General features: G+C 70.3%; 10 protein-coding genes. 7 read left to right on the forward strand and 3 right to left on the reverse strand.

Going from position 1 to position 11,811, the window contains the following annotated elements; genetic code table 11:
- Window positions 1-6: 6 nt before the first annotated feature.
- Window positions 7-2,127 (forward strand): APC family permease, encoded by a 2,121-nt coding sequence (locus ACLFA2_RS06325; protein WP_029260062.1) that lies wholly within the window; start codon window positions 7-9, stop codon window positions 2,125-2,127.
- A gap of 83 nt (window positions 2,128-2,210) precedes the next feature.
- Here ACLFA2_RS06325 and ACLFA2_RS06330 read toward each other — a convergent pair whose 3' ends face one another.
- Entirely contained in the window at window positions 2,211-3,617 is a 1,407-nt protein-coding gene (locus ACLFA2_RS06330) for a PLP-dependent aminotransferase family protein (RefSeq protein ID WP_426622234.1), read from the reverse strand.
- Here ACLFA2_RS06330 and ACLFA2_RS06335 point away from each other — a divergent pair.
- Genes ACLFA2_RS06335 through ACLFA2_RS06345 form a run of 3 tightly spaced genes read left to right on the forward strand, consistent with a single transcriptional unit; the run spans window position 3,616 to window position 5,785 of the window.
- Complete coding sequence (locus tag ACLFA2_RS06335) at window positions 3,616-4,548, forward strand: DMT family transporter (RefSeq protein WP_426622235.1); 933 nt, start codon at window positions 3,616-3,618, stop codon at window positions 4,546-4,548. The two genes, ACLFA2_RS06330 and ACLFA2_RS06335, sit on opposite strands and share 2 nt — an antisense overlap.
- Window positions 4,548-5,156, forward strand: a complete 609-nt coding sequence (locus ACLFA2_RS06340; protein WP_029265107.1) for an FMN-binding negative transcriptional regulator — start codon at window positions 4,548-4,550, stop codon at window positions 5,154-5,156. Before ACLFA2_RS06335 ends, ACLFA2_RS06340 begins: the two co-directional genes overlap by 1 nt.
- 32 nt (window positions 5,157-5,188) lie before the next feature.
- A complete protein-coding gene (locus ACLFA2_RS06345; RefSeq protein ID WP_426622236.1) occupies window positions 5,189-5,785 on the forward strand; it encodes a GNAT family N-acetyltransferase in 597 nt (198 codons plus the stop codon).
- 53 nt (window positions 5,786-5,838) lie between these two features.
- On the opposite strand, the gene ACLFA2_RS06350 is transcribed toward ACLFA2_RS06345, so the two are convergent.
- Entirely contained in the window at window positions 5,839-6,288 is a 450-nt protein-coding gene (locus ACLFA2_RS06350) for a hypothetical protein (protein ID WP_426622237.1), read from the reverse strand.
- 117 nt (window positions 6,289-6,405) lie between these two features.
- A complete protein-coding gene (locus ACLFA2_RS06355) occupies window positions 6,406-7,569 on the reverse strand; it encodes an SLC13 family permease (protein WP_426622460.1) in 1,164 nt (387 codons plus the stop codon).
- A 327-nt stretch (window positions 7,570-7,896) separates the two neighbouring features.
- Between ACLFA2_RS06355 and ACLFA2_RS06360 the strand changes: the two genes are divergently transcribed.
- From ACLFA2_RS06360 to kdpB, 3 genes are read left to right on the forward strand one after another with little or no spacing between them, the layout of a single operon-like run.
- Complete coding sequence (locus ACLFA2_RS06360; protein ID WP_017201862.1) at window positions 7,897-7,986, forward strand: potassium-transporting ATPase subunit F; 90 nt, start codon at window positions 7,897-7,899, stop codon at window positions 7,984-7,986.
- Entirely contained in the window at window positions 7,986-9,665 is a 1,680-nt protein-coding gene (gene kdpA, locus ACLFA2_RS06365) for a potassium-transporting ATPase subunit KdpA (RefSeq protein ID WP_297558791.1), read from the forward strand. Before ACLFA2_RS06360 ends, kdpA begins: the two co-directional genes overlap by 1 nt.
- Before the next feature lie 2 nt (window positions 9,666-9,667).
- Window positions 9,668-11,809 (forward strand): potassium-transporting ATPase subunit KdpB, encoded by a 2,142-nt coding sequence (gene kdpB / locus ACLFA2_RS06370; RefSeq protein ID WP_347124581.1) that lies wholly within the window; start codon window positions 9,668-9,670, stop codon window positions 11,807-11,809.
- Window positions 11,810-11,811 lie beyond the last annotated feature (2 nt).

Consider the following 11,811-nt stretch of genomic DNA (forward strand, 5'->3'; position numbering starts at 1 on the left):
GTGAGGATGCCATCAGGAGGCGTAGTGTCGCCGGACGTGTCAGACGAAAACAGGGAGGGCGCGGACTCACCGCCGCTCGCCAAGCGCATCCTCATCGGAGAACCGCTGACGAGCCAGCAGGTCGACGACCAGCTGCTCCCGAAGCGGATGGCTCTTCCCATCTTCGCGTCCGACGCGCTCAGCTCGGTGGCCTACGCCCCGCAGGAGCTGGTGATGATCCTGCTGATCGGCGGGCTCACCTTCCTGTCGTTCACGCCGCTCGTCGCGATCGCGGTCGTGGTGCTGCTGATCGTGGTCGTGCTCAGCTACCGCCAGCTCATCAAGGCCTATCCCTCGGGCGGTGGGGACTACGAGGTCGCGTCGAAGAACCTCGGCGAGATCCCCGGTGTGATCGTGGCCGCGGCGCTCCTGGTCGACTACGTGCTGACCGTGGCCGTGTCGGTCGCCTCCGGTGTCGACAACATCATCTCGGCCGTGCCGGGGCTCGACCCGTTCCGCGTCGAGCTCGCCGTCGGCTTCGTGATCCTCATCATCGTCGTGAACCTCCGCGGGGTGCGCGAGGCCTCCCTGGTCTTCGCGATCCCGACGTACGTGTTCATCGGCTCGGTCGGCATCATGATCGTGACCGGCCTGATCCGCACCTTCCTGGGCGACGCCCCTGTCGCCTCGAGCGCCGAGTTCTCGGTGCAGGCCGAAAGCCTCGGCCAGGCGGCCGTGATCCTGCTGATCCTGCGCGCGTTCTCGAGCGGATGCTCCGCCCTCACCGGTGTCGAGGCCGTGTCGAACGGCGTTCCCGCCTTCCGCGCCCCGAAGGTGCGCAACGCCCAGTCGACACTCGTGCTGATGGGGTCGATCGCCATCTGCCTGTTCGCCGGCCTCACCGCCCTCGCCCTGATCACCGGGGTGCACTATGCCGAGAACCCGTGCGACCTCGTCGGCTTCGACTGCACGAATCCGCAGCCCAGCCTGATGGCGCAGATCGCCGCAGCGACCTTCGGCGGCGGCAGCATCGCGTTCTTCATCGTGCAGGCCGCGACCGCGTGCGTGCTGCTGCTCGCCGCGAACACCGCCTTCAACGGCTTCCCGCTGCTGGGCGCCGTGCTCGCCCGCGACGGCTACGCGCCGAAGTCGCTCAACACCCGCGGTGACCGCCTCGTGTTCTCGAACGGCATGATCCTGCTCGGCATCGCGGCGATCGCGGTGCTCGTGATCTTCCAGGCGAAGCTGACCACGCTGATCCAGCTGTACATCATCGGCGTGTTCGTCTCGTTCTCGCTCGGACAGATCGGCATGGTGCGGCACTGGCGACGCGTGCTGCGCGGACCGGTCGAGGGCACGAAGGACTCGGGGATCGACGGCGCCTCGGCATCCGACCGCCGCTCGGCGAAGGTCGGACTCATCATCAACTCCACGGGCGCCGCGATGACCGTGCTCGTACTGGTCATCGTGACGATCACCAAGTTCACGCACGGCGCATACCTGGTCTTCTTCGCGATCCCGATCCTCGCCTTCCTGATGCTGGGGGTGAAGCGGTACTACCGCGACGTCGAGCATGAGATCGCGATCGACGACACCACGAAGTTCGGTGCGACCGGCGACCTCGCCATCGTGCTCGTCAACCGACTGCAGAAGCCCGTCGTGAAAGCCATCGACTACGCGATCGCGGCCAAGCACGGCAAGACGCTGGCGGTGCACGTGGCCGTGGCCTCCGACGATGCGGCCCAGCTGCAGAAGGACTGGGCCGACCACCTGGTGCCGATCCCGCTCGTGATCGTCGAGTCGCCGTATCGCTCGTTCGCGCAGCCGGTGACCCAGTTCATCAAGCAGTACCGCGAGAAGCACGGCTCGTCCGTCGTGACGGTGTACCTGCCGCAGTACATCGTCGGCCACTGGTGGGAGTCGTTCCTGCACAACCGTCGCGCGCGCCGTCTCGCCAACCAGCTCATGCTCGTGCACGGGGTGTCGATCACTCTCGTGCCGTGGCTGCTCGACTCGTCCGAGCTCATCTACGGCCGCCGCTCCCGTCCGCTGCCCGGTCAGGAGCGTGCCGGTCGTCCGGTCGTGGTGGCCGGCCGTCGCGCCCACCGCCCCGCCGGCCCGCCGCAGGACGGCGCCCCCGAAGCCTGAGATCCGCCTTCCGGTCGCAGTTGCTGCCGCCTCCTCGGCTCGCGGGCGACAGGAACTGCGACCGGAGCGGGCTGAGCGACCCCTCAGGACCCGTCGAGCACGGCGCCCAGGATGCCGGCGGCCTCCGCGAAGCGGGCGGTGTCGGCGTTCGCGTAGTTGAGGCGCACGTAGGAGCCGGAGGGCTCCGCCGGGAACCACTCGGAGCCCGGGGCGATGATCAGACCGCGCACCTCGCACTCACGGACCACCCGCGCGACATCCGTCCCCTCCGGCAGCCGCACCCACAGGTTCAGGCCGCCCACCGGAACGCTCTCGACGTGCGCGGAGGGGGCGTGCGCGGCAAGGCTCGAGACCAGCAGGTCGCGGCGCGCGCGCAAGTGCTCGCGGAAGCCGCGCAGGTGCGTGCGCCACGCGGGCTGGGTGACCACGTCGAGGGCCGCGGTCTGCAGCACCCCGCTCACGTACATCGACTCGGCCGCGCGATCCGCGAGGATGCGCTCCCGCGCGGGTCCGCGCGCGATCACGGCCGCGACGCGGAGGGCGGGCGAGGCGCTCTTCGTGAGCGAGCGCAGGTACACGACGTGTCCGTCGTCATCGGACGCGGCGACCGGGCGCGGGTCGCCGTCGATCCCCAGGTCGTGCGCCCAGTCGTCCTCGATCAGTAAGGCCCCGTGCCGACGGACGGTCTCGAGCACGGCCTCCCCCGTCGCGACCGGCCACTGCGCGCCGGTCGGGTTGGCGAAGGTCGGCTGCGCGTAGAACGCGCGGGCTCCGGTCTGCGCGAACGCCCGCTCGACGTCATCCGGATCGGGGCCGTGCGGCCCGGAGGGGATCGGCACCAGCACGACGCCGGCCTGCGCGGCCGCGAGCATCGCGCCCCAGTACGTCGGCGACTCGATCAGCAGCGGCTGACCGACGCCGACGACGGCACGGAAGATCGAGCTCAGCCCGCTCTGGCTGCCGGAGATGATCAGCGCATCGCGCGCCGATGCGGGGGTGACCCCCGCGGGGGCGGAGGATGCGAGTTCCGCCGCGAACCACGCCTGCAGATCGGGAAGGCCTGCGGCGGGCGAACGGGTCAGCGCCGCGTCCGACCGAGCGGCACGCACCAGGGCCTGTCGCACGAGCCGCTGCGGCAGCAGGTCGACCGCGGGGTAGCCCGAGTGCAGTCCGATCGCGTCGGGGGCGACGGTGCGCTGCGTCGATGACAAGCGCAGAAGGCCCGTGGGCGGCGTACCGAGAGCTGCCGTCTGCCAGCCGTAGTCGGCCGTGCGCGCGGCGGGCGCGGCACGCACGAACGTGCCCGCGCCGGGCCTGGACTCGACCAGACCGAGTCGCACGAGCTGCTGCATCGCCTTCTGCACGGTGATCGGACTCGCGCCGTACTGCGCCATGAGCGCACGATTCGAGGGGACTCGCGCACCCGGAGAAGCGGATGCGATCCACGCGCGGACCCCGGCGACGATCCGGTCACTGCTATCCTTGCTCATGAAAGAACAGAGTAGCGTTATCGCTTCCACGCGGCCACTGCTATCGACGCGTGCCGGACTCTGGTGGGGGCTCCTCGGCGTCCTCGCCTTCTCGTTCACCCTCCCGTTCACACGCATCGCGATCGGCGGGCTCTCACCGCTGTTCATCGGCTCCGGGCGCGCGGTCGTCGCCGCCCTCCTCGCCGGTGCCGCACTCGCGATCACGCGTCAGCGCCCGCCCACGACGATCCAATGGGTGCGGCTCGCGATCGTCGCCGGCGGGGTCGTCGCCGGTTTCCCGCTGCTGACCTCGTTCGCGCTGACCACGACCCCGGCCAGCCACGGCGCGGTCGTGATCGGCCTGCTACCCGCCGCCACCGCGGTGGCCGTCGTGCTCCGCACCCGGGAACGGCCCGCCCGATCCTTCTGGGTCTTCGCGATACTCGGCGCGGTGGCCGCCGTCGTGTTCGCCGCGCTGCAGAACGGCGGACTCGGCTCCCTCACCGGCGCCGACCTGCTGCTGTTCGGGGCCGTGCTCGCCGCCGCGATCGGCTACGCGGAGGGCGGTCTGCTCGCCCGCGAACTCGGATCCTGGCAGACGGTCTCCTGGGCACTGATCGTCGTCGCTCCCCTGATGGCCGTGCTGACCGTGGTGTCGGCACTCGAGCAGCCGCCCGCCGCGACGCCCGTGCAATGGCTCGCGTTCGCCTACCTCGCGGCGGTGAGCATGTTCCTCGGCTTCTTCGCCTGGTACCGCGGTCTCGCGATCGGCCCGATGGCGCAGGTGAGCCAGATCCAGCTCGTCCAACCGGTGATGAGCATCGCGTGGGCCGCGCTCCTCCTCCACGAACAGATCGGTTGGGCGACCGCCGTCGGCGGACTCGCCGTGATCGCCTGCGCCACCCTCGCGGTGCGCACCCGTCTGACCGACCGCCGAAGAGAGGAATCCTGATGCGCCACACGCCCCGCTACCTGATGACCGATCCCGACGAGGTCAAGCGCCTCATCCGCGGGAACCCCTGGGCGACGTTCGTCTCCCCGGCCAGCGGCGGCCTGGTCGCCTCGCACTATCCCGCGCTGCTGATGGAGGACGACGACGACATCGTGATCGCGAGCCACTTCGGGCGCCCGGACGAGCAGCTCCACGAACTCGGCCGGCATGAAGTGCTCGTGATCATCCAGGGACCGCATGACTACGTGTCACCGACACTGTACGCACCGGGCGATCTGGTCCCGACGTGGAACCACGTGACCGCGCACCTGTACGGCATCCCCGAGATCCTGAGCGAAGAGGAGAACTACGCCATGCTCTCGCGGCTGACCGACCACTTCGAGGATCATCAGCAGCACGGCCGACACCTGTCGGAGGACGAGGAGGGCACCCGCCGCGCCGCCAAGGGCACGGTCGGACTGCGGATGCGCGTGACCCGCTTCGATGCGCGAGCCAAACTCAGCCAGAACAAGTCGCCCGAGGTGCGCGAGAACATCACCGCACGGTTCGCCGAGACGAACAGCGCGCTCGCGGAGGAGATGCGACGGGTCGGCGGGGAGACCCCGTGATCGACGTCGCCGGCCGCGCCTAGGGTGGAGCGATGACCGACACGCGAACCCCCGAGCCGTGGCCCGCGCGGACGGCCCGGCTGCAGGTGCGCCCGTGCACGCCCGCCGACGTCGATGCGATGTGGGAGTGGCGTCGGCTCCCCGAGGTGAACCGGTGGCTCGGTGCCGCTCCCGACACGCAAGACGCGTTCCGTGAGCGGTATCTCGACCCCGAGCGGCTCGCCTCCCTGTACATCGTGGAGCTGCTGCCCGACGCCGAGGGCACCGCCCCGACCCCGATCGGTGACATCATGGTGCGGCGCGGCGACGGGTGGGCGCAGCTCGAGGTCGACGCCCGGGCGAAGGGCGTCGAGGCCGAGCTCGGCTGGGTTCTCGACCCCGCGCACACCGGGCACGGCTACGCGACAGAGGCGATCCGCGCGGTGATCGACGTGTGCTTCGGCACACTGGGCCTGCGCCGGGTGCATGCGGGGTGCTTCGCCGACAACGAGCCGTCCTGGCGCCTCATGGAGCGGCTCGGGATGCGCCGAGAGGAGTTCAGCCGGAAGACGGCTTTGCATCGCTCGGGCGAATGGCTCGACGGCATGAACTACGGCCTTCTCGCCGAGGAGTGGCCGACCGCACGCTGATCGAGGCCCCGTGACGGCTCACCGCTGGGGTGCGTCCTGCGCGGACGAGCGTCCTAGATGCTGGTCCAGCAGTAGAGGCGGTGGTCGGACGCCGCGGCGCGACGAGCGAGCGCGGCGAGGTCCCGCGCGAACGCGGCCAGCTGGGCCGGATCGGCCCCTTCGAGCTCTTCGGTCTGCGACCACGGCTCCGCGACCTCTGCCAGACGGACGTCGTCGGCGGCGGCGAGAGCGGCGGCCAGCGCATCCGTCACGGTGATGACGATCCGGTCGTAGTCGTCGCTCATCGCGAGGTTGTGGCCGGCACGCGGGTCGTCGGTCACCTCGTCGTACGGCGCGCCCGTCAGCAGCGCCTCGAGCGTGCCGAGCTGCACGACCGGGTCGATGCCGCCGAGCGTTCCGGCATCGAAGCCCGACTCCTCCGCGGTCGGCCCGCCCTCCACCTGGAGGACGGTGACGGCCCGCTCGTCGTTCGGCGCGGAGAAGTAGTCGTAGAGAACGCTCATGACCGACATCCTGTCAGGCCCGGCGCACTTCCTCTTCCGGCCCGCTCCCCCTTCCGGTCGCATTTCGTGCCGCCTCCGCGCCTCGGGGGCGGCAGGAGGTGCGACCGGAACGGAGCACTAGCCCGAGACGAGCCAGAGCACGAGCACGGCGGCGAGCACGGTCGGCACCGCAGCCACCACACCCCACAGCATGAAACGGCTCCATCGGATCGTGACGCCCAACGCGACGATCCGGTGATGCCACAGGAGGGTCGCGAGCGACGCCCATGGCGTGATGAGCGGACCGATGTTCACGCCGATCAGCAGCGCCATCAGCGCGACCGGATCCCCGGCGGCGGGCTCGAGCACCAGGTATGCCGGGAGGTTGTTGATCCCGTTCGCGCTCACGGCCCCGAGCGCGGCCAGCCGGAACAGGTCGCCGGGAGCGTCGCCGTTCGCGGTCGGCGAGATCAGGAAGTCGAGCAGGCCCTGCGCGTGCGCCGCCTCGACCAGCACGAACAGCGACGCGGCGAGCGCAAGCGCCTGCCACGGGACGAGCGAGAGCCGCAGCGCCCGGCGCCGCCGGACCGCGAACAGGCCGATCAGCGCGAGCGCGGCGACCGCGGCCGGGATCCAGACGTCGTGGGTCAGGGCGAGCAGAGGCATCAGCACGAGCAGGATGCCGGTCGCGCTCCAGAACAGCGTCGGGTCGGCGGGCCGCCGTGCCACCGGGGTCTCGTACGCACCGAAGACCGTGCGCCGATGCAGGATCGTCAGGATCGCGACGGGCACGAGGATGCCGACGAGCGTCGGTGCCCAGCTGAGCGCGAAGAACGCCGCGGGGCCGTCGCCGATGGCGGGGGCGGCGAGCAGGTTCGTGAGGTTCGAGACCGGGAGGGCGAGGGATGCCGTGTTGGCGAGCCACACGGTCGCCAGGGCGAAGGGAAGGGGTGAGACGCCGATGCTCTGCGCGAGGACGACGACGACCGGGGTGACGATCACGGCGGTCGTGTCGAGCGACAGGAACACCGTGCTCACCACGGCGAGCGCGACCACCAGCGCCCACAGCACGAGCACCCGACCGCGTCCCCAGCGGGCGAGTCGTTGCGAGACGACGTCGAAGACCGCGGCGTCGCGGGCGAGCTCGGCGACGATCGTGATCGCGACGACGAACCCCAGCACGGGCGCGATCCGCTCGCCCAATGCCCCGGCGTCGGAGCGCGGCAGGAACCCGGTGACGATGCACACGAGGGCGACCACGACCAGCCCGGCGACGACCCACGTCCCGGCGCCGATCCGCACTCTTCTGATTCCCACCTCGTGAGCATATGGCCGACGCGGGCCGTTCCGGTCGCACTTGCTGCCGCCCGAGAGCATCGGAAGCGACAGCAAGTGCGACCGGAACGAGATCAGGCGGGAGCGGAACGAGATCAGGCGGGAGCGGCGGGGACACGGATGCCGTGAGCAACCCGCATGCATCCGCGCGGAGGGCGTAGGGGAAGCGTGAGGATGGCGGCTGCCGGGGCCGTGCGGGAGTTGTATCGGATCCGTGCTCGACATCATCTACATCGCGCTGACTCTCGCGCTGTTCGCCCTCGTGTCCCTGGTGGCCAAGGGGGTGGAGCGGCTGTGATCGTCTTCGAGATCCTCGCCGCCGCCCTCGCGGTCGCCGCCGTCGTCTACCTCGTGGTCGCGCTCGTCGCGCCGGAGAGGTTCTGATGGACGCGACGATCTGGTTCGGCATCCTGCAGGTCACGGCCGTCGTGGTCGTGCTCGTGCTCCTCTACCGCCCCCTCGGCGACTACATCGCCCATGTCTTCACGTCGGCGCGCGACCTGCGGGTCGAGCGCGGCGTCTATCGGCTCATCGGCGTCGACTCGTCGTCGGAGCAGACCTGGCGCGCGTACGCCCGCAGCGTGCTGGCGTTCTCGGTGGTCGGCGTTCTGCTGGTCTACGGCCTGCAGCGACTGCAGGCGTTCCTGCCGCAGTCCCTCGGCCTCCCGGCGGTGCCGGAGGGGCTGTCCTTCAACACCGCCGCCTCGTTCGTGGCCAACACCAACTGGCAGTCGTACTCCCCCGAGCAGACCATGGGCTACACCGTGCAGCTCGCGGGTCTCACCGTGCAGAACTTCGTGTCGGCGGCGGTGGGCCTCACCATTGCGATCGCCCTCATCCGCGGTCTCGCTCGCCGTGGTTCCGCCACGATCGGCAACTTCTGGGTCGACCTGATCCGCGGTCTCGGCCGCATCCTCCTCCCGATCGCCCTCATCGGCGCGGTGGCGCTGCTCGCGGGCGGCGTGATCCAGAACTTCGCGGGCTTCACCGACGTCACCACGGTGTCCGGCGGCACGCAGACCATCCCGGGAGGTCCGGTGGCCTCGCAGGAGGCGATCAAGCTCCTCGGCACCAACGGCGGCGGCTTCTTCAACGCCAACTCGGCGCACCCCTTCGAGAACCCGACCGGCTTCACGAACCTGCTGCAGGTGCTGCTGATCCTCGTGATCCCGTTCGCCCTCCCCCGCACGTTCGGCCGCATGATCGGCGACCACCGCCAGGGCTACGCGATCGCCGCCGTGATGGGCACGATCTTCCTCGTCTCGACGTTCGCCCTCTCGGCGCTCGAGCTGGCCGGCCGCGGCACCGCTCCGGAACTCGCCGGGGCCGCGATGGAGGGCAAGGAGGTGCGCTTCGGCATCCTCGGCTCCACGCTGTTCGGCAGCGCGAGCACCCTCACCTCGACAGGCGCCGTCAACTCGATGCACGACTCGTACACCGCGCTCGGCGGCATGATGCCCATGCTGAACATGATGCTCGGCGAGGTCGCCCCCGGCGGCGTCGGCTCGGGCCTGTACGGCATGCTGGTGCTCGCGATCATCGCGGTGTTCGTCGGCGGGCTGCTCGTCGGCCGCACGCCGGAGTACCTGGGCAAGCGGATCGGTCCGCGGGAGATCAAGCTCGCGAGCCTGTACATCCTGGTGACGCCGACTCTCGTGCTGGCCGGCACCGCGCTGAGCTTCGCGATCCCCGGCATCCGCGCCGATGTCGAGTCGACCAGCATCCTGAACCCCGGCGTGCACGGCATGAGCGAGGTGCTCTACGCCTTCACCTCGGCGTCGAACAACAACGGCTCCGCCTTCGCCGGACTCACCGCGAACACCCCGTGGTTCAATACCGCGCTCGGCATCGCGATGCTGCTCGGCCGGTTCCTGCCGATCGTGCTCGTGCTCGCTCTGGCCGGCTCGTTCGCGGCGCAGCAGCGTGTGCCGGCGACCTCCGGCACCCTGCCCACGCACCGGCCGCAGTTCGTCGGCCTGCTCCTCGCCGTGACCGTCATCGTCACCGCGCTCACCTACTTCCCCGTGCTCGCACTGGGACCCCTCGCTGAAGGACTCGTCTGACCATGACCCTCATCACCACCCCCTCCGAACAGCAGGATGCTCCGGCATCCACACCCGCACAACCGCCGCGCTCCTTCGGCTGGTCGCAGCTCGTGCAGGCCCTTCCCGGGGCCCTGCGCAAGCTCAACCCGGCAGCGCTCGTGCGCAACCCCGTCATGCTGCTGGTTTGGGTCGGCGCCGCGTTCACCACCGTGCTCGCGATCGCCGAGCCGTTCCTGGGCGGCCCGGCCGACTCCGGCGGCACCGCGGTTCCCGCCCCCTTCACCTGGGGCATCGCGATCTGGCTGTGGCTCACCGTGCTGTTCGCCAACGTGGCGGAGTCGGTCGCCGAGGGCCGAGGAAAGGCCCAGGCCGCGAGCCTGCGCAAGACCCGCACCAGCACGATGGCCCGGCGTGTGGTCGGTTACGACAAGGCAGCGGATGCCGCCGCCGAGCACGCCGCGACCGCCCAGGTCTCGTCGGCCGAGCTGCAGCGCGACGACATCGTGATCGTGACAGCGGGCGAGCTGATCCCCGGCGACGGCGACATCCTCGCGGGCATCGCCACCGTCGACGAATCGGCCATCACGGGCGAGAGCGCGCCGGTGATCCGCGAGTCCGGCGGCGACCGCAGCGCCGTGACCGGTGGCACCCGCGTGCTGTCCGACCGCATCGTGGTGCGCATCACCTCGAAGCCGGGGGAGACCTTCGTCGACCGCATGATCGCGCTGGTCGAGGGGGCCAGCCGCCAGCGCACCCCCAACGAGATCGCGCTGAACATCCTGCTCGCGAGCCTGTCGATCATCTTCGTCGTCGTGGTGCTCGCCCTGAACCCGATCGCGTCGTACGCCGCCTCTCCCGTCAGCATCCCGGTGCTGATCGCGCTGCTCGTCTGCCTCATCCCGACCACCATCGGGGCGCTGCTCTCGGCGATCGGCATCGCCGGCATGGACCGTCTCGTGCAGCGCAACGTGCTCGCGATGTCGGGGCGCGCGGTCGAGGCGGCAGGAGATGTCACCACCCTGCTGCTCGACAAGACCGGCACCATCACCTACGGCAACCGCCGCGCCCACGAGGTGCTCGCCCTCCCGGGTGTCGACGGCCAGGAGCTGCTGCGCGTCGCCGCGCTGTCGTCGCTTGCAGACCCCACCCCCGAGGGCGCCTCGATCGTCGAACTCGCCGCCGCGAACGACATCCGGGTGACCGCACCGGAGGACGCGGTGGTCGTGCCGTTCACGGCGCAGACGCGCATGTCGGGCCTCGACCTCGCCGACGGCACGCAGATCCGCAAGGGCGCCGGCTCCGCGGTGCGGGCCTGGCTCGGGCTCGACGGCGACGACGTCGAGCTCACGACGCGCACGGATGCCGTGGCCGAGAGCGGCGGTACCCCGCTCGTGGTCGCCGTGAAGACGCCCGGTGCCGACGGTCGCGTCCTCGGCGTGGTGCACCTCAAGGACATCGTGAAGGACGGCCTGCGCGAGCGCTTCGAGGAACTGCGCGCGATGGGCATCCGCACGGTCATGATCACGGGCGACAACCCGCTCACGGCGAAGGCGATCGCCGCTGAGGCCGGGGTCGACGACTTCCTCGCCGAGGCGACGCCCGAGGACAAGCTCGAGCTCATCCGGCGCGAGCAGGAGGGCGGCCGTCTGGTCGCGATGACCGGCGACGGCACCAACGACGCCCCCGCGCTCGCCCAGGCGGACGTCGGCGTGGCGATGAACACCGGCACCTCGGCGGCGAAGGAGGCCGGCAACATGGTCGACCTCGACTCCGACCCGACCAAGCTGATCGACATCGTGCGCATCGGCAAGCAGCTGCTCATCACGCGCGGAGCGCTCACCACGTTCTCGCTCGCCAATGACATCGCGAAGTACTTCGCGATCATCCCGGCGATGTTCATGGGCGTCTTCCCCGGACTCGCGGCGCTCAACATCATGCAGTTGCACTCGCCGGCGTCGGCCGTCACCAGCGCGATCATCTTCAACGCGATCGTGATCGTGTTCCTGATCCCCCTGGCCCTGCGCGGAGTGAAGTACCGCCCGGCGAGCGCCTCGCAGATCCTGCAGCGCAACCTGCTGATCTATGGACTCGGCGGCGTGATCGCTCCGTTCATCGGCATCAAGATCATCGACCTCGTCGTCAGTCTCATCCCGGGCTTCTGACC

This window comes from Microbacterium sp. As-52 (assembly GCF_049949185.1).
Taxonomy (GTDB): domain Bacteria; phylum Actinomycetota; class Actinomycetes; order Actinomycetales; family Microbacteriaceae; genus Microbacterium; species Microbacterium maritypicum_A.

Bases quoted from the DNA above. Each gene is read 5' to 3' on its own strand.
- ACLFA2_RS06325 (WP_029260062.1), top strand. From the start codon at position 7: ATGCCATCAGGAGGCGTAGTGTCGCCGGACGTGTCAGACGAAAACAGG.
- ACLFA2_RS06335 (WP_426622235.1), top strand. From the start codon at position 3,616: ATGAAAGAACAGAGTAGCGTTATCGCTTCCACGCGGCCACTGCTATCG.
- ACLFA2_RS06330 (WP_426622234.1), bottom strand. From the start codon at position 3,617: ATGAGCAAGGATAGCAGTGACCGGATCGTCGCCGGGGTCCGCGCGTGG.
- ACLFA2_RS06340 (WP_029265107.1), top strand. From the start codon at position 4,548: ATGCGCCACACGCCCCGCTACCTGATGACCGATCCCGACGAGGTCAAG.
- ACLFA2_RS06345 (WP_426622236.1), top strand. From the start codon at position 5,189: ATGACCGACACGCGAACCCCCGAGCCGTGGCCCGCGCGGACGGCCCGG.
- ACLFA2_RS06350 (WP_426622237.1), bottom strand. From the start codon at position 6,288: ATGAGCGTTCTCTACGACTACTTCTCCGCGCCGAACGACGAGCGGGCC.
- kdpA (WP_297558791.1), top strand. From the start codon at position 7,986: ATGGACGCGACGATCTGGTTCGGCATCCTGCAGGTCACGGCCGTCGTG.
- kdpB (WP_347124581.1), top strand. From the start codon at position 9,668: ATGACCCTCATCACCACCCCCTCCGAACAGCAGGATGCTCCGGCATCC.